The sequence below is a fragment of the Proteiniphilum sp. LBM24028 genome (assembly GCF_056629195.1).
This window is the reverse complement of the sequence record NZ_CM152817.1, coordinates 2,379,409-2,395,738: the sequence shown is the minus strand read 5'-3', so window position 1 is coordinate 2,395,738 and position 16,330 is coordinate 2,379,409. Positions and strand designations below refer to the sequence as shown.

Sequence of the window (16,330 nt, the reverse complement as noted above, 5' to 3'; positions counted from 1 at the left end):
CCGTATATTTTAAAGTTCATTTTAACTATTCAGTATTTTGCTGTCGAGCATCGAGTCCTTATATCCCAAAAAATAAAGGATGCCGTCAATACCGACGGTTGACAAGGATTGCTCCGCATTTAGTTTCACCTTAGGTTTGGCGTGGAAAGCAATACCGAGGCCTGCGATGCCCAGCATGGGCAGGTCGTTGGCTCCGTCGCCCACAGCCACGGTCTGGCGCAGGTCTATCCGTTCTACCTGGGCAATAAGCCGCAACAGTTCCGCCTTTCTCTTGCCGTCGACCACATCTCCTACATAATTGCCCGTCAGCTTTCCGTTTTCAATCTCCAGCTCGTTGGCATACATGTAATCGAAGCCGTATTTGTCTTTCAGATAATTTCCGAAATAAGTGAATCCTCCCGAGAGTATGGCTGTCTTGAATCCTACCTTCTGTAATACCTTCATCAACCGGTCGAGCCCCTCAGTAATGGGAAGGTTCATGGCAATCTCTTTCATCACCGAAATATCAAGCCCTTTCAACAGCTTCACACGTTGCCTGAAGCTCTCTTCAAAATCGATCTCCCCGTGCATGGCCGATTCGGTGATAACCTTCACCTGTTCACCTACGCCGGCCCTCTCTGCCAGCTCGTCAATCACCTCCGTCTGGATGAGCGTGGAGTCCATGTCGAAGCAAATGAGCCGCCGCATACGCCGATACATGCTTTCCTCCTGAAAAGAGATGTCGAAGTTGAGCGACGAGGAGAGCTCCATAAACGACTGTTGCATCTGGTGCCGGTCGTTTGGCGTGCCCCGCACCGACAACTCAACACACGACTTTGCGGCACGCTCCTCCACATTAAGCGGTATGCGCCCCGTCAGTCTGATCATGTTGTCGATATTTAGATTCTGCTCGGCAATAATCCGGGATACGGCTGCAATCTGTTTGGCTGTCAGAATTCTTCCAAGCAGCGTGATTATATATCTGTTCTTGCCCTGCATGCTCACCCAGTTGGAGTAACGCTCCTCCGAAATGGGCGTAAAGCGGATATTTACGTCCATCTCGTACGCTTTAAACAGCAGATCCTTCAGGATATCACCTGAGTTATTGTGCATCGACTTGAAGAGGATACCCAACGAGAGGTTCCTGTGAATATCTGATTGTCCGATGTCGAGGATGAAGGCGCCATGCTTTGCCAGTATCTCAGTGAGTGCGGCTGTCAGTCCCTGTTTGTCTTCCCCGTTGATGTTGAGTAAAATAATTTCTGAATTTTCCATACGTTTTTTTTCGCCATCAGCTGGCTCCTGAATACTATATAACCGGCAACGATACCTGGGCGTAAATATCTTCGATATCGTTTGGCTCTATCTTGTTGAAGTCCTCTTCCCGAACGGTAATGATAAGCCCGGCAATATCCAGTGCGCCCGGACTGATCATCAACTGTTTGTTTCCTTCCTCTAAATATTGACGCGGACGGTGTGCCTTGCGCGGAAAGAGATGCAGTTTGTAACGGTTTTGTTCCGTGAAGGTTATCACGTTCATCATTGGCTCCTCTTCTTCCGGCTGGAGGTGATGAAGATATTGATATACATCTTCAAACAGCTCCTCCACCTCCTCCTTGTCTGTGCTTTCAATCATCAGACAGGTGCGGAGTGCGTGATCTCCCTGTAACAGAACCGGAGACTTGTGCCCGGCCTGCAGATGAAAATGATCCGGGGCGGAAGCACCGCTATGGGGCCCGTTGTAGAAAACCACATAGTCAGGTAAAAGCTCTGCCAACGAAAGCATGTCTGCGATCTTCCTGCGAATGCGTTGCGGTACATGGGAATGGAGTGGGATGGTGAGATGGTTTTCCACCACCGGATAGGGATTGCAAAGTATCTGGTATCTTTCCAGAAAAGAAATGCCTCTCTGCTGGGAAGGACGGTTCCCGGCACATAGGAAACAGGGACGTTTTTCAACCGTTTTTGAGTCGATGAGTGCCCCTGTTGATATTATCCGCGCGGGATTATATTGTACCTTCACCCGGAAATCGTCTCCCCAGGAAAACGTTTTCTCCCTGACAGCACTCCGTTGGCTGACGGCTGTTCTCAATAATTCCCATTCCTCCTGTTGTCGGGAGAACAAATTATTTATTTCATCCGAAAGATTCATTCATTGTTGCTTTAATAAAACAAAGGTAACGATATTTTCTTTCACTAAAAATAATCGCTTTACTGTTTGGTTATCAACTTTTTTTATACCTTTGCGCCTGAATTGGTTATTTGCCCGCGGGAGGTGCGCAACGGCAATGCGAAACTGTTCCGCCCCAAAGGTAAATGCGGCAGGAAAAAATCAATAAAACAATGAAAATAACAAGTCTTATCTTTCCCAGTCTGTTTATTTTTCTTTTTATCTCCTGTTTTCAGGGTTTGGGTGAGAAGAACAAGGAACAGGGCAGAGAAAAGACAGAAGAAGAGGCGCTTATGGATAACTCCAATGATCTGACTGCCTCTTACGAAGAGGAGTTTGATGAGTTTATCCGTAGGTTTAGCACAGATGAATCGTTTCAGTTTGAACGGATCAAATTTCCCATCAGTGTTGTCGTGCCCGACACAGGTCACGAAGGCATGGCTCCCATGAAGGAGTCTGTAGGGAAGTACGACTGGGAGATGCTTGACCTCACTTACGACAGTACCTACCTTACGCGCCCCTACGATCAGTACTATCAGGCTGTACGTTTCAGAAAAGATACGGCCGTTGTGGAATTACGCGGTATTAATAACGGTATCTATGCCAATTACTACTTTGCCCTGATCGATAAAAAGTGGTATCTTGTCACATTATACGAAGCTTCCTTCTAGAGGAGCGTTTACTTCTTCAACATCCCATCCCCGAAACTGAGTGGCAACAGGTCACTGACGGCAGGCACTACATAGATGCCTTCCTCGCTGCACATCAGAACCTTCACGGGTGAATGGAAGCGGTTTTCCGCTTCCAGCAATACCTGCCGGCAGGCACCGCAGGGCGTGATGGCATCATGTGTAAACTTCCCGTCGTGCCAGGCAGCAATGGCTATGGCATCCACTTTTTGATCGGGAAACGAGGCATTGGCAAAGAAGAGTGTAGTCCGCTCGGCACACATGCCCGACGGATAGGCGGCGTTTTCCTGATTGTTTCCCGCAATAATTTCACCATTCTCCAGCAATACAGCCGCCCCTACCCTGAAATGCGAATAAGGAGCGTAAGCTTTTGTTGTGGCACTTTTTGCAGACGCAATTAATTTTTTTTCCACATCGGAGCATTCCTCTAACGGATAAACAGCTATCTTTGTGATTAAATTGATTTCTTTCATATCCTCATGCAGATTTTGTCACGCAAATATAGCCATATTTTATCGCTCTTTGTCATTCTTTCTTTTTTCTTTGTCGCCACAGAACTCTGTGCGCAACAGAGGGTGAAAACTTACGAAGATTATATAGCCAGATACGGCGATCTGGCCATCGATCATATGGAACTTTACAAAATTCCGGCATCCATCACCCTTGCCCAGGGTATTCTGGAATCGGGCGCAGGGTTGAGTGATCTGGCACGACGTTCGAACAATCATTTCGGAATAAAGTGCCACCGCGGCTGGTCAGGCCCTTCTGTATATGCCGTCGACGATTCGCCCAACGATTGTTTCCGTAAGTATGACCGGGTGGAAGATTCTTATCAGGATCACTCTGAGTTTCTGGTCAACGGGGGTCGTTACAGGACACTGTTCGAACTTTCCTTAACCGATTACAAAGGGTGGGCGCGAGGATTGCAGAAACTGGGCTATGCCACTGACAGGGCATATGCCAATAAGCTGATAAAGCTCATTGAAGATTATGAACTCTACAGGTTCGATGACAAAAAGTACCGCCGGGGAGTCAGCCGCAGTGAACGGCTGTCGCAACGGACACGGGAGACAGCACAGGTCACCTGGACTCACCAGCCATATATCACCCATGGCCTGGTCTATGTGATGGCTGTGAATGGAGATTCGTTTGCCAGCATTGCCCGTGAGTTTGGTTTTAACGAGAAAGAACTGTTGAAATACAATGAGGTGCCTGAAGATTTTCCGCTGAGTGAGGGAGATATTGTCTATTTTCAGAAGAAAAAGGCACGTGCCGACGAACCTTATCTATATCACACGGTACAGGTAGGTGAATCGATGTACAGCATTTCACAAAAATACGGTATCCGGCTTAGAAACCTTTACCGCCTGAACAAAAAAAGTTATGAATATGTCCCTGAAGAGGGAGACCGGCTTAAATTAAGATAGAAGCTTTCGGCCGACCAATGATCGCTGAAATCTAAAAGCAAACCGATGACCGCCTAAAACAGACAATCAATTATACGAAATACAAATGCAATACAACACCCAAAAAGAAAAACTTGTCCTCCCGGAATATGGACGCAACATCCAGAATATGGTTGATCACTGCGTCTTAATAAAAGATCCGGAAGAGCGAAGGAAATGCGCATATACAGTCATCGACATCATGGGAAATATGTTCCCGCACCTGCGTGACGTAAACAATTTCAAGCATATTCTCTGGGATCATCTGGCCATCATGTCCGATTTCAAACTGGAGATAGATTATCCCTACGAGGTGATCACCCGGGAAGAGTTGTATACCACTCCGGGTCATCTCGATTACAGCAGGCCCACCATGAAGTATCGCCACTATGGAAAGATTATGGAGCAAATGGTTAAAATTGCTGCAGGGATGGAGGAGAACGATAAGAAAGAACACCTCCTGAAAATGCTGGTGAGTCAGATGAAACGCTCATATACACAGTGGAATAAGGAGGCTGACGATGAAAAGATATTTCATGACCTGTTTGATCTGTCGGCCGGTAAAATAAAAATGAGTGTCGACACACACTCCATTCCCGACGTGAAACTGAACAACAGTCGCGATAAACTGAAGAATATCAAGTACCAACGTAAAAAATAACGCGCCATGATCTCCCGGGATGATCTCCTTCATGTAGGACATACCCAGAAACCTTACGGTATCAGGGGAGAGATTATGATTCTCTTCCGCAGGGCTGAATATGCAGGGATTGATGCTGAATTTTATTTTCTGGAAATTGACGGTATCCCGGTACCTTTTGCCGTGGAAGAATTCACCTATGCCACTGATGTCTCAGCACGGGTGAAGCTTGAAGATGTGAATGACGAAAAGCAGGCTTCACGCTATGTAAACATGAAAGTGCTTCTGCCCCTTGAGGCTGTGAATGAGATGCATACGCAGCACGAAGAATGGGAATTCTTTGTGGGTTATTCCATTATGGATCAGCACGGCGAAATACTCGGTGTCATCCGGGAGGTAGACAATACGACTATCAATGTGCTGTTTGTAGTGCAGAATGATGAGACTGAACTCCTGATACCTGCCACCGAAGATTTTATTGTGGCTGTCGATGAAGAAAATAAACTCCTTGAGATGTACCTCCCCGAAGGACTGACTGATGAGTGAGATACATCATGCTTTTACGGAATATGATATAAGATGTCCTTTCTCCAGCTTTCAAATGTCACCATCGGTTACCCTGCAGGCCAGGGAACAAAGGTAGTGCAGTATGGCCTCACCCTCACTGCAAATGCAGGAGAACTGATTGCGCTGATTGGAAAAAACGGCTGTGGAAAGTCTACCCTGTTGCGATCCATCGCCTGTCTGCAGCCCATATTACAGGGGAGCATACTGCTTCACGGCGAGAATCTGGCGGAGATGTCGCCCAAAAGGAGGGCCAGGCTTCTTTCTGTAGTTCTCACAGAGCAGCAGCAGGTTGCGTCGTTTACTGTACGGGAACTTATCTCCATAGGGCGCGATCCCTACACGGGATGGCTGGGGAGCCTGTCGGAGGAGGATAACCGCATCATAGATGAAGCCATGAATATGACTTATCTCAACGGCTTTGAACAGAGAAATATACACGAACTGTCGGACGGTGAGCGGCAACGTGTCTTCATTGCCCGCGCATTGGCACAGAATACGCCGATGATATTGCTCGACGAGCCCACCTCGCACCTTGATCTCCCAAACCGTATCAACATCCTGCTCCTGCTGCAAAAGCTGGCACGGGAAACGGGCAAGACAATCTTTATTTCTACCCATGAGCTGGAGACAGCCATGCAGGTGGCCGACAAGCTGTGGCTTATGGAGAGGGAGAAAGGCGTCACCGTGGGGGTGCCTGAAGATATGGTACTCAATGGCATCTTCGACAAGGTTTTCCAACATCCTTCCTATGAATTCGACAAGGAATACGGCAGCTTTGTCGTACAGAAACTCCTCGATAAATCAATCTCCACACGGGTGCAACATCCCGGCAGCCTCATGGCCCGCTGGACCACCAAGGCTCTCACGCGAAGAGGGTTCAGAATATCTTCAGGAGCACCCGTTGAATTGATGGTGAACGAAGAACGGCGCTGCTGGATTATCAGCCATGAAGGAGAAAGTGTGGAAACGTACAGCATTGGGGAGGCGTTACAGCAGATCTCCCGATTCATGGAAAACTAGCCATTTTTTTATTATCTTTGCACGTTTTACGGGTCAATCCACTTCAGCATGGAGGTAAGAAAAAGAAAAATCGCTATTCTAGGTTCAACCGGTTCCATAGGGACACAGGCACTGGATGTTATCTCGCGGTATCCTGAGAGGTTTGCTGCTTATGCCCTGGTTGCCAATAATCAGGTGGAGTTGCTCATAAGACAGGCTCGTACCTTCCTGCCCGAAGTGGTGGTGATTGCGAACGAGTCGCATTATCCACAGCTTAAGGAGTCGCTGAGCGACCTGCCCATCAAGGTGTGGTGTGGCAGCAGTGCCATTGAGGATGTAGTACAGGACAGGGAGATCGATATGGTGCTTACCGCCATGGTGGGCTTTAGCGGATTGAAACCGACCGTTCGGGCCATCGAGGCAGGAAAGGCAATCGCACTGGCAAATAAGGAAACACTGGTGGTCGCTGGAGAGATGATTACTGCACTGGCACTGAAACACCGGAGTGCCATCTTGCCGGTCGACTCGGAACATTCTGCCATCTTCCAGTGCCTCAATGGTGAGGGTGACAATAAAATAGAGAGGATTCTGCTCACGGCCTCGGGCGGCCCGTTCAGAACATATTCTAAGGCTGCACTCGAGACCGCAACCAGGACGGAGGCACTGGCGCACCCTAACTGGAACATGGGTGACAAGGTGACCATAGACTCGTCCACACTGATGAACAAGGGATTTGAGATGATCGAGGCCAAGTGGCTCTTCGGAGTGGATCCCGGTCAGGTAGAGGTGTTGGTGCATCCACAGTCCATCATTCACTCCATGGTGCAGTTCGAAGATGGCTCGGTAATGGCACAGCTGGGACAACCCGATATGCATCTGCCTATACAGTATGCTTTCTCCTATCCCCGGAGGCTGGCTACCGGCATAGCACCGCTTGATTTTACCGAACTGGCACGGCTGACCTTTGAAAAACCAGACACGGAAAGGTTTCCGAACCTTCTTTATGCTTATGAGGCTGTCCGCACTGGAGGAAATATGCCCTGCATTTTAAATGCGGCCAATGAAGTGGCTGTGTCTCTCTTTCTACAGGAACGTATCGGCTTCACGCAGATGAGCCGCCTGATAGAGGAGGCAATGCAACAGGCTTCCTTCGTGAAGGAACCTTCACTCGACGATTATCTGCAGAGCGACCGGGAAGTGAGGGAGATGATCGCAGATAAGCGATCGGCAGTCAGCAGTCAGTTTACTATCGACAAGTAATCAGCCTGTTCACTTTCAATAATCAGTTTTGCTTGTGGAAGGTCGTCGGGGGTAGAGGTCTGGGAGATGACAATCAGTGGTTAAAGAGAAGGTTTGTAATAGATAAAGAGATATGACAAATATTATAATAAGAAAAATAACAAGTAAAATCATATAATGGAGACATTTTTAATTAAAGCGCTTCAGCTCATTCTGAGCTTATCCATACTGGTCGTCATACATGAGTTTGGCCATTATATCTTCGCGCGCATGTTCAAGATCAGGGTAGAGAAGTTTTATCTCTTCTTTGATCCCTGGTTCGCGCTTTTCCGCTACAAACCAAAAAATAGTCATACCGAATATGGAATTGGCTGGCTGCCACTTGGCGGTTATGTGAAAATTGCCGGTATGATCGACGAGTCGATGGACAAGGAGCAAATGGCGCAGCCGGCTCAACCCTGGGAGTTCCGTTCCAAGCCGGCATGGCAGCGTCTGCTGGTGATGGTGGCGGGAGTGCTCTTTAATCTGCTGCTGGCATTTTTCATCTACGCCATGGTGCTCTTCACCTGGAGCGACACCTACCTCCCGCTCAAAAACGTGACCCAGGGCATGGAGTTTAGTCAGGCTGCCAAAAATGCCGGTTTTCAGGATGGTGACATCCTGTTAAGAGCCGACGACAAGGAGCTGGAACGCTTTGGCGTGCGTACGCTGATCGATGTGGCCGATGCCAGCACAGTCACTGTATTGCGCGATGGACAGGAAGTGGTACTCTCCATTCCGGAGACGTTGATGCAAAACCTGCTCACAGACAAGGAGGGCTTTGCCAACTTCCGTGTACCGGCCGTGGTATATGAAACCATGGAAGGCAGTGCTGCCAGGGAGGCGGGACTGGTACGCGGCGACAGCATCGTGGGAATAAATGGTGAAACAATACCTCTGTTTGCCGATCTGCGTACGATACTCGACAACAACCGTAACAGCGAGGTTTCCCTCGATTACTATCGTAACGGTGTGCTACATACCACTGCCATACGGGTCGACTCTGCCGGAACGCTGGGTTTCTATGCCATGGGACCCGCCCAGGTCTATAGGACCGTGACACGTACCTATGGCTTTTTTGAATCATTTCCCGCCGGTACCCGGATGGGTATCCAGACCCTGAAAGATTATGTGGCCCAGTTCAAATATGTTTTCACCAAGGAAGGAGCCTCCTCGCTCGGCGGCTTTGGTGCCATTGGAAATCTATTCCCAGCGCAGTGGAACTGGCAAGCATTCTGGATGATGACTGCCTTCCTTTCGGTGATTCTCGCTTTCATGAATATACTCCCCATCCCGGCGCTCGACGGCGGGCACGTGATGTTCCTCATCTACGAGGTAATCGTGCGGCGCAAGCCTAATGAGAAGTTCATGGAATATGCACAGATTGCCGGCATGATACTATTGCTGGGTCTCGTGCTTTACGCCAACGGCATGGATGTGATCCGGGCAATATTTAACTAGGCAGGAGCCTGTGAATTCAACCAGGAAGGAGACTGAAACATGAAGATTTCGGATTTTTTCAACCAGGAGGAAAAAACAGCTTTTTCTTTAGAACTGTTGCCTCCTTTGAAGGGAAATAGCATTCAGCAGATATTCAATACGATAGATCGCTTGAAGGAGTTCAATCCCAAATATATCAATATCACCACGCATCATAGTGAGAATGATTATAAGGAAGATGAACGAGGGGTCTACCGCAAGGTAAATGTGCGTAAACGGCCCGGATCGGTAGCCATTGCTGCTGCCATACAGAACAAGTACGGCATCAGGGCCATTCCTCATATCATCTCACAGGGCTTTTCGAAGGAAGAGACCGAATATGCACTGATCGATCTCTCCTTCCTGGGGGTAACCGACCTGTTACTGCTACGGGGTGATACGAAGAAGCTCGATGCCGAACAGAGAAAAATGGATTCTCATCTACATGCCACGGGCCTTCAGGAGCAGGTGAACAACTTCAACAAAGGCATTGCCTACGATGGTTCCACCTTTACCCCCCCGGAAACACCTTTCACATACGGAATGGCCTGCTATCCGGAGAAACATGAGGAGTCGCCCAATATGGAGTCGGAACTTTTCTACACCAAAATGAAAGTGGATCAGGGGGCCGACTATCTGGTCACACAGATGTTTTTCGACAACAGCAAGTATTTTGACTTTGTCAACCGCTGTCGTGCGGCCGGCATCACGGTTCCCATCATTCCCGGAATCAAGCCCATTCATCTGAAGAATCAGCTCACCGTGCTGCCAAAGGTTTTTCGTTCAGATATCCCGGCAGAACTTGAGAAGGAACTGCGCCGTTGTAAGGATGACGAAGATGCAAAAGAGGTGGGTGTGGCCTGGTGCATCGCACAGTGTAAGGAGCTCATGCAGCACAAGGTTCCCGGTATTCATTTTTATGCATTGATGGCCACCGAAAGTGTACATAAGGTAGCAAGTGCAATATATTAATGTACTTTAATGATGTCATAGGGCTTCATGATGTAAAACAACATCTTATCCACTCCGTACGGCAGGGGCTTGTACCCCATGCGCGCATCTTTTACGGTCCCGAAGGGGTGGGGAAGCTGCCGCTGGCCATCGCCTACGCACGTTACCTGAATTGCGCCCACCGTGGTGAACAGGACGCCTGTGGTAAGTGTCCCTCCTGTCATAAGTTCGATAAACTGGCACATCCCGACCTGCATTTTGTCTTCCCCGTGGTAAAGTCGAAGGTGAGCGACGAATACCTGCCGCAATGGCGCGAGTTTCTGTCGCAAAACCGCTATTTTAATCTCAATCAATGGCTTGGCTTTATCCGGGCCGAGAATGCACAGGGGATCATCTACTCAAAAGAGAGTGATGAGATTATCCGCAAATTAAACCTTAAGGTCTATGAAGCACCTTACAAGGTGATGATCGTCTGGCTGCCCGAGAAGATGCACGACGCCTGTGCCAACAAACTGCTGAAGATGATTGAGGAGCCGCCGGAACATACCGTATTCCTGCTCGTGTCCGAAGACCGGGAGAACGTGCTGCAGACCATCTGGTCCCGTTGTCAGCCACTCCATATCCGTGCCATTGAAGATAGTGAGATTGTAGCGGCCCTGCAGCAGCAATATACCCTCGAACAGACCGATGCCGCAACGTTTGCCCATATTGCCAACGGCAGTTTCACCAAAGCCATCGAGCTGATCACCTCCTCCGAGGAGACCCGTTATTTTTTCGACCTGTTTGTAAAGATGATGCGCACATCGGTGTCGGGCAACATCAAAGCCATTAAGGATACCGCAGGCGAACTGGCGGGCATTGGCCGCGAAATGCAAAAGAGCTACCTCCTCTATGCCCTCCGCATGTTCCGTGAATACTTCGTGAGTAACCTTGGCGAGCCTGTAATGGTCTACCTGAACGAAGAAGAAAGACTGTTCGGAGAACGCTTCTCTCCCTATATTAACGAGCGGAACATTGAGGATTTTAATGAGGAGTTTTCGCTTGCACACCGGCAGATAGAACAAAACGGCAATGCAAAGATTATTTTCCTCGATCTTTGTTTAAAAGTTACGGTGTTATTAAGAAAATAAATTAGTAACTTGCAGGCTCATTACCAATTAAAAATCAAAAGTCTCGCCAATCGGTCATCGAAAAGCGAATAAATATATATGGACAAAGAAGTTTTATCAGATAAAATGGCGGATATCGTCCCCCTGAAGACGGTTACCACACGAAATACAAAAAGCTGCAAAGGCTGCACACCCCATAATAATAAGCTTCACATCTATGACTGGCTTCACGATTTTCCTGAATTCCAGAACCTTTCGAAGATGGTGGAGATACAGTTTAAAAATACCCGTAAAGGCTATTACATTAACAGCAACGACCTGGAGCTCAAACTGGGCGACATCGTGGCCGTTGAGTCCATCCCGGGACACGACATTGGGACGGTGACCCTTACCGGTAAGCTGGTGGAACTGCAGATGAAGAAATACAACTTCCGCGAAGATGCCAATGGTGGTCTTAAGCGCGTCTATCGTATTGCACGGCCCACCGACCTGGATAAGTTTGAGCAGGCAAAGGCACGCGAGCAGCCTACCATGATACGGTCCCGCCAGATTGCAGAGGAGCTGGGACTGCAGATGAAGATTGGAGATGTGGAATATCAGGGCGATGGTAATAAAGCCATCTTTTACTATATCGCTGATGAACGGGTGGACTTTCGTGAACTCATCAAGGTGCTGGCTGCCGAGTTTAGGGTCAAGATTGAGATGAAACAGATTGGTGCACGTCAGGAAGCAGGCCGCATTGGAGGTATCGGTCCTTGCGGTCGCGAAATGTGCTGCAGCAGCTGGATGCCGAGTTTTGTCTCCGTCTCCACCTCGGCTGCACGCTACCAGGATATATCAATCAACCCGCAGAAGCTTGCCGGACAATGCGGTAAGCTGAAGTGCTGCCTGAACTATGAGGTGGACGCCTACGTGGAAGCACAGCGCAGCCTGCCCTCGCGGGAAATCATTCTGCAGACAAAAGATGCAGACTTCTACCATTTCAAGACTGATATCTTCTCGGGTCTGATGACCTATTCTACCGATAAGTTCAATGCCAGCAACCTGGTGACAATCTCCAAAGAACGTGTCTTCGAGATCGTCGCAATGAATAAAAAAGGACAGAAGCCGCTCAGGATGATATCCGACGCAGATGACAAGACCCGTGATGAGAAAACTTTTGCAGGAGGAGATATTCTTGAAAATCAAAGTATCACCCGTTTTGATGACGACCGGAAAAATCAGACCAACAAAAAAAGGAAACCCCGTCGCCGACGTCCCGATCAGTCGCCGGGAAACAGAAACAGACAAGGTGGGCAGCCGGCCGGAGGATCCGGAGAGAAGGATGCGTAACATCCGTTTTTATCCTTTGATTCTGCTCTTTGCCTTTTTGTTTTCCTGTGCGGAAGGAGAGGTGTATTACCGATTTCAACATATTGATAAGGGTAGATGGTATCGCGACAGTACAATGCAGTTTCATATGGACTCCCTGACACTGCTGGCAGGTGCGAAATATGATCTTTCCATCGAGATATCCACGAACGGAACCTATCCTTACCGTGATATCTGGATACAGGTAACCCATAATCTTACCGATACGCTTCCCCGGAACGATACCTTGCATTTTCGCATTGCCGATGACTATGGCCGATGGCTGGGGTACGGCGTGGGAGGCTTAAACCAGCTGTCGCAACCCTTTCTTTTTTCATTGCCACTCGACACAGCTTCTGGTTATGTGGTTAAGCTGCGACAGGTGATGGACGCCAACCCGCTGCCAGGTATAGAGAAGATCGGAATAAAAGTAACTGCGCAGCGAAAGCAATAAGCAGCATCGTTGTCCGTCGTGAACAAAATAAGGAAAAGATGAACGTTGTTTTTATAGGAGCCGGAAATCTGGCAACACACTTGGCACGTGCATGCCGGTCGGCAGGACACACCATTGTTCAGGTATATAGCAGAACAATGGAAAATGCAGTACTGCTTGCTGCACAAACAGGGGCTGAGGCAACAAACGAGCTGTCTCAGATCAGCCCTGCGGCACACCTTTATATCTTTTCAGTGAAGGATGATGCCCTTCCCGCCGTCATTCAGCAGATGCCAGGCACCGGTGGTGCCTGGGTACACACCGCCGGAAGCTTGCCCATGCAGTTGTTTGCCGCACGTAAGGAGGAACATGGGGTGATATATCCCTTGCAGACTTTCAGTAAAAACCGGGAGATAAATTTTTCATCTGTCCCCATCTTCATTGAGGGAAGCAGCCCCGCAACCACCCGGATGCTGGAAGAACTGTCAAAAAGCCTCTCATGCAATGTACATCTGCTTTCAGGCGACAAACGCCGTTGCCTGCATCTTGCAGCCGTCTATGCCTGCAACTTCGTGAACCATATGTATACACTGGCTTCGGAGATCATTGAAAAGGAAGAACTTCCCTTCGGTTTCCTGCTTCCACTCATCACGGAGACAGCAGCCAAGGTGCGGGAGATATCGCCACAGGCGGCCCAGACGGGGCCAGCCGTACGGTACGACGAGGAAGTGATGGAGAAACAGCTCTCCCTGCTCACCGATCCTGTGATGAAAGAACTTTACAGCCTCATAAGCAAAGACATTCACCGGCATTCCTTATGAAACACGGGTTCCTGCTGGTTTTGATAATGAATCAGGCAGACCGTTACAGACGATGTAAGGAAAGACCACATGTTAAAAATTAACATCGAAAAATTGAATGCTTCATAAACTTAAGTTATATTTGCATCAATTAAAAAACCACTCCTGATAATGGCTAAATTTAAGGGTTATGTAGAGGTGAACACAGATCGCTGTAAAGGATGCGATCTCTGTGTGGTGGCTTGTCCCACCGACGTCCTCGAACTGGAACCGCGCGAAGTGAACGACCGCGGTTATCATTACGTCTACTTGAAGAATGATGATGATTGTATCGGTTGCGCCAACTGCGGATATGTTTGTCCCGATGGGTGCCTGACAATTTATAAGGTAAAGGTAGGATAAAACGAGTATTATGTCTGAAGAAACAGTATTGATGAAAGGTAACGAGGCCATCGCACATGCGGCCATACGCTACGGCGTGGACGGCTACTTCGGTTATCCTATTACCCCACAGTCCGAAATCATCGAGACCCTTATGGAAACTGCCCCGTGGAAAACTACGGGTATGGTGGTCCTGCAGGCCGAGAGCGAGGTAGCAGCCATCAACATGGTGTATGGCGGTGCCGCCTGCGGCAAATATGCCATGACCTCCTCCTCCAGCCCCGGCATCAGCCTTAAACAGGAGGGTATCTCATATATGGCCGGTGCAGAGCTGCCGGCACTCATTGTAAATGTGCAACGTGGCGGACCCGGGCTGGGTACCATCCAGCCGTCGCAGGCCGACTATTTCCAGACGGTGAAGGGTGGCGGACATGGCGACTACAAGCTGATCACGCTGGCCCCCAACTCGGTGCAGGAAATGGCCGACTTTGTAGGGCTGGCTTTCGATTTGGCTTTCAAATACCGAAATCCTGCCATGATATTGACCGACGGGGTTATTGGCCAAATGATGGAAAAGGTGAAGCTGCCTGCATGGCGCCGCCGCAGAACCGAACAGGAGATCCGGGAACAATGTCCCTGGGCCACACTCGGCAAAACAGCCGACAGGAAACCGAACATCATCACCTCGCTTGAGCTCGACTCTGCTGCTATGGAAAAGAACAACGAACGCTTCCAGGCCAAGTACCGCGTTGTGGAAGCTACGGAGGTGCGCTATGAAGAGGTGAAATGCAACGACGCCGATTATCTGCTGGTGGCCTTTGGCTCCGCGGCGCGTATCTGCCTTAAAGCGATCGATCTGGCACGGAAGGAAGGTATCAAGGTGGGGCTTTTGCGTCCTATCACATTGTGGCCCTTTCCAACGGAAATATTGCATGCCTATGGTGGCAAGATGAAAGGAATGCTCACGGTAGAGCTGAATGCCGGACAGATGGTGGAAGATGTCCGCCTTGCAGTGAACGGCCAAATACCGGTCGCCCACTACGGCCGCCTGGGAGGTATTGTTCCCACGCCCGACGGGGTGCTTGCGGCATTAAAAGAGAAAGTAGTTCACTAAAAAATTAACCGTCATGGATCCAAAAATCAGAAATATATTTTTGTTCCTTTTCCTGTTGTCATTCATTGGGACCATCATCGTCTATTTTTCGTCTGCGCAGAATATGGAGCTTACCTGGTATTTCGGTGGAGCCGCGATCCTTTTTTATCTCATCTACCGATTTAGTAAGAAATAATTGTATGGAGAAAAATCAGATACTAAGCCCCGAAAACCTGGTATATGCCAAACCGGAGCTCATGAACGACAACCATATGCACTACTGCCCGGGGTGTTCCCATGGAGTGGTACACAAATTGGTAGCCGAAGTCATCAGGGAAATGGAACTGCAGGAAAAAACCATTGGCATTGCTCCGGTGGGGTGTGCCGTGTTTGCCTATAATTATATCGATATAGACTGGCAGGAAGCGGCCCACGGCCGCGCCCCCGCGCTCGCTACCGCCACCAAGCGGCTGCTGCCCGATAAGATGGTCTTCACCTATCAGGGCGACGGCGACCTGGCTGCCATCGGCACGGCTGAGACCATTCACGCTGCCAACCGCGGTGAGAATATTGCCATCATCTTTATCAACAACGGAATTTACGGGATGACCGGCGGCCAGATGGCTCCCACCACGCTGAAAGATATGAAAACCTCTACCAGCCCCGAGGGACGTGATACGCAGACCATGGGTAATCCGCTGAAGATACTCGACCTGCTGGCACTGCTCGACGGCGTTTGCCTGGCAACCCGTGTCAGCGTCCACACTGCAGCAGCTGTGAAAAAAGCCAAACGAATGATCAGGCTTGCCTTTGAAAATTCAATGGCCGGAAAAGGAACTTCCATCGTAGAGGTGGTGTCGACCTGCAATTCGGGATGGAAGATGACTCCTGCCGCAGCCAACGACTGGATGGTGGAAAACATGTTCCCGGCATATCCTATTGGCGATTTGAAAAATATTTAAAAAGA

At 49.1% G+C, this 16,330-nt stretch carries 18 protein-coding genes and 1 pseudogene; 16 read left to right on the top strand and 3 right to left on the bottom strand.

All coding sequences use genetic code 11. The features are described from left to right. Nucleotides 1-21 precede the first annotated feature (21 nt). Nucleotides 22-1,254, bottom strand: coding sequence for a phosphoserine phosphatase SerB (gene serB, locus AC1HCU_RS09550; protein WP_480365454.1), 1,233 nt, complete (start codon nt 1,252-1,254; stop codon nt 22-24). A 34-nt stretch (nt 1,255-1,288) separates the two neighbouring features. Beyond that, nucleotides 1,289-2,131 carry a DUF4922 domain-containing protein gene (locus AC1HCU_RS09545; protein WP_480365453.1) on the bottom strand — a complete coding sequence of 281 codons (843 nt, stop codon included), beginning with the start codon at nt 2,129-2,131 and terminating at the stop codon, nt 1,289-1,291. A gap of 191 nt (nt 2,132-2,322) precedes the next feature. On the opposite strand from AC1HCU_RS09545, the gene AC1HCU_RS09540 reads away from it, so the two are divergent. After that, nucleotides 2,323-2,820 (top strand): DUF4348 domain-containing protein, encoded by a 498-nt coding sequence (locus AC1HCU_RS09540; protein ID WP_480365451.1) that lies wholly within the window; start codon nt 2,323-2,325, stop codon nt 2,818-2,820. A gap of 8 nt (nt 2,821-2,828) precedes the next feature. On the opposite strand, the gene cdd is transcribed toward AC1HCU_RS09540, so the two are convergent. Further along, complete coding sequence (cdd, locus tag AC1HCU_RS09535; protein ID WP_480365450.1) at nt 2,829-3,311, bottom strand: cytidine deaminase; 483 nt, start codon at nt 3,309-3,311, stop codon at nt 2,829-2,831. A gap of 6 nt (nt 3,312-3,317) precedes the next feature. On the opposite strand from cdd, the gene AC1HCU_RS09530 reads away from it, so the two are divergent. The 15 genes and pseudogenes from AC1HCU_RS09530 to AC1HCU_RS09460 all read left to right on the top strand — a co-directional run bounded on the left by AC1HCU_RS09530 (nt 3,318) and on the right by AC1HCU_RS09460 (nt 16,325). Further along, nucleotides 3,318-4,265: a glucosaminidase domain-containing protein gene (locus AC1HCU_RS09530; protein WP_480365448.1), complete on the top strand. Its 948-nt coding sequence runs from the start codon at nt 3,318-3,320 to the stop codon at nt 4,263-4,265. 85 nt (nt 4,266-4,350) lie between these two features. Next, nucleotides 4,351-4,944 carry a DUF4290 domain-containing protein gene (locus AC1HCU_RS09525; protein ID WP_480365446.1) on the top strand — a complete coding sequence of 198 codons (594 nt, stop codon included), beginning with the start codon at nt 4,351-4,353 and terminating at the stop codon, nt 4,942-4,944. A gap of 6 nt (nt 4,945-4,950) precedes the next feature. Then, on the top strand, nt 4,951-5,469 hold the full coding sequence (gene rimM / locus AC1HCU_RS09520; RefSeq protein WP_480365443.1) for a ribosome maturation factor RimM: 519 nt from the start codon (nt 4,951-4,953) through the stop codon (nt 5,467-5,469). A gap of 33 nt (nt 5,470-5,502) precedes the next feature. Continuing rightward, entirely contained in the window at nt 5,503-6,510 is a 1,008-nt protein-coding gene (locus AC1HCU_RS09515) for an ABC transporter ATP-binding protein (protein WP_480365441.1), read from the top strand. Nucleotides 6,511-6,558: 48 nt separating this feature from the next. Then, on the top strand, nt 6,559-7,749 hold the full coding sequence (locus tag AC1HCU_RS09510) for a 1-deoxy-D-xylulose-5-phosphate reductoisomerase (protein WP_480365439.1): 1,191 nt from the start codon (nt 6,559-6,561) through the stop codon (nt 7,747-7,749). Nucleotides 7,750-7,905: 156 nt separating this feature from the next. After that, on the top strand, nt 7,906-9,228 hold the full coding sequence (gene rseP / locus AC1HCU_RS09505) for an RIP metalloprotease RseP (RefSeq protein ID WP_480365437.1): 1,323 nt from the start codon (nt 7,906-7,908) through the stop codon (nt 9,226-9,228). 39 nt (nt 9,229-9,267) lie between these two features. Beyond that, nucleotides 9,268-10,218: a methylenetetrahydrofolate reductase gene (locus AC1HCU_RS09500; RefSeq protein ID WP_480365435.1), complete on the top strand. Its 951-nt coding sequence runs from the start codon at nt 9,268-9,270 to the stop codon at nt 10,216-10,218. Continuing rightward, on the top strand, nt 10,218-11,327 hold the full coding sequence (gene holB, locus AC1HCU_RS09495; RefSeq protein WP_480365433.1) for a DNA polymerase III subunit delta': 1,110 nt from the start codon (nt 10,218-10,220) through the stop codon (nt 11,325-11,327). Before AC1HCU_RS09500 ends, holB begins: the two co-directional genes overlap by 1 nt. 105 nt (nt 11,328-11,432) lie before the next feature. Beyond that, nucleotides 11,433-12,590 (top strand): annotated as a pseudogene (locus AC1HCU_RS09490) (PSP1 domain-containing protein); the annotation flags it as partial. Nucleotides 12,591-12,597: 7 nt separating this feature from the next. Continuing rightward, nucleotides 12,598-13,110, top strand: coding sequence for a gliding motility lipoprotein GldH (locus AC1HCU_RS09485; RefSeq protein ID WP_480365431.1), 513 nt, complete (start codon nt 12,598-12,600; stop codon nt 13,108-13,110). A 38-nt stretch (nt 13,111-13,148) separates the two neighbouring features. Further along, the gene (locus AC1HCU_RS09480) at nt 13,149-13,910 is read left to right on the top strand and encodes a Rossmann-like and DUF2520 domain-containing protein (RefSeq protein ID WP_480365428.1); all 762 of its coding nucleotides are present in this window, start codon (nt 13,149-13,151) and stop codon (nt 13,908-13,910) included. A gap of 150 nt (nt 13,911-14,060) precedes the next feature. Beyond that, nucleotides 14,061-14,291: a 4Fe-4S dicluster domain-containing protein gene (locus AC1HCU_RS09475; protein ID WP_480365426.1), complete on the top strand. Its 231-nt coding sequence runs from the start codon at nt 14,061-14,063 to the stop codon at nt 14,289-14,291. Nucleotides 14,292-14,301: 10 nt separating this feature from the next. Continuing rightward, nucleotides 14,302-15,384, top strand: a complete 1,083-nt coding sequence (locus AC1HCU_RS09470) for a 3-methyl-2-oxobutanoate dehydrogenase subunit VorB (RefSeq protein ID WP_480365424.1) — start codon at nt 14,302-14,304, stop codon at nt 15,382-15,384. A 13-nt stretch (nt 15,385-15,397) separates the two neighbouring features. After that, nucleotides 15,398-15,559, top strand: coding sequence for a hypothetical protein (locus AC1HCU_RS09465; RefSeq protein ID WP_480365422.1), 162 nt, complete (start codon nt 15,398-15,400; stop codon nt 15,557-15,559). A gap of 4 nt (nt 15,560-15,563) precedes the next feature. Continuing rightward, nucleotides 15,564-16,325 (top strand): thiamine pyrophosphate-dependent enzyme, encoded by a 762-nt coding sequence (locus tag AC1HCU_RS09460; protein WP_480365420.1) that lies wholly within the window; start codon nt 15,564-15,566, stop codon nt 16,323-16,325. Nucleotides 16,326-16,330 lie beyond the last annotated feature (5 nt).

What these genes read in the sequence shown, in the direction of transcription:
- cdd (WP_480365450.1), bottom strand. Translation starts at nt 3,311, where the DNA reads ATGAAAGAAATCAATTTAATCACAAAGATAGCTGTTTATCCGTTAGAG.
- AC1HCU_RS09475 (WP_480365426.1), top strand. Translation starts at nt 14,061, where the DNA reads ATGGCTAAATTTAAGGGTTATGTAGAGGTGAACACAGATCGCTGTAAA.
- serB (WP_480365454.1), bottom strand. Translation starts at nt 1,254, where the DNA reads ATGGAAAATTCAGAAATTATTTTACTCAACATCAACGGGGAAGACAAA.
- AC1HCU_RS09525 (WP_480365446.1), top strand. Translation starts at nt 4,351, where the DNA reads ATGCAATACAACACCCAAAAAGAAAAACTTGTCCTCCCGGAATATGGA.
- AC1HCU_RS09460 (WP_480365420.1), top strand. Translation starts at nt 15,564, where the DNA reads ATGGAGAAAAATCAGATACTAAGCCCCGAAAACCTGGTATATGCCAAA.
- AC1HCU_RS09515 (WP_480365441.1), top strand. Translation starts at nt 5,503, where the DNA reads ATGTCCTTTCTCCAGCTTTCAAATGTCACCATCGGTTACCCTGCAGGC.
- AC1HCU_RS09530 (WP_480365448.1), top strand. Translation starts at nt 3,318, where the DNA reads ATGCAGATTTTGTCACGCAAATATAGCCATATTTTATCGCTCTTTGTC.
- AC1HCU_RS09540 (WP_480365451.1), top strand. Translation starts at nt 2,323, where the DNA reads ATGAAAATAACAAGTCTTATCTTTCCCAGTCTGTTTATTTTTCTTTTT.
- holB (WP_480365433.1), top strand. Translation starts at nt 10,218, where the DNA reads ATGTACTTTAATGATGTCATAGGGCTTCATGATGTAAAACAACATCTT.
- AC1HCU_RS09465 (WP_480365422.1), top strand. Translation starts at nt 15,398, where the DNA reads ATGGATCCAAAAATCAGAAATATATTTTTGTTCCTTTTCCTGTTGTCA.
- AC1HCU_RS09510 (WP_480365439.1), top strand. Translation starts at nt 6,559, where the DNA reads ATGGAGGTAAGAAAAAGAAAAATCGCTATTCTAGGTTCAACCGGTTCC.
- rimM (WP_480365443.1), top strand. Translation starts at nt 4,951, where the DNA reads ATGATCTCCCGGGATGATCTCCTTCATGTAGGACATACCCAGAAACCT.
- AC1HCU_RS09500 (WP_480365435.1), top strand. Translation starts at nt 9,268, where the DNA reads ATGAAGATTTCGGATTTTTTCAACCAGGAGGAAAAAACAGCTTTTTCT.
- AC1HCU_RS09480 (WP_480365428.1), top strand. Translation starts at nt 13,149, where the DNA reads ATGAACGTTGTTTTTATAGGAGCCGGAAATCTGGCAACACACTTGGCA.
- rseP (WP_480365437.1), top strand. Translation starts at nt 7,906, where the DNA reads ATGGAGACATTTTTAATTAAAGCGCTTCAGCTCATTCTGAGCTTATCC.
- AC1HCU_RS09470 (WP_480365424.1), top strand. Translation starts at nt 14,302, where the DNA reads ATGTCTGAAGAAACAGTATTGATGAAAGGTAACGAGGCCATCGCACAT.
- AC1HCU_RS09545 (WP_480365453.1), bottom strand. Translation starts at nt 2,131, where the DNA reads ATGAATCTTTCGGATGAAATAAATAATTTGTTCTCCCGACAACAGGAG.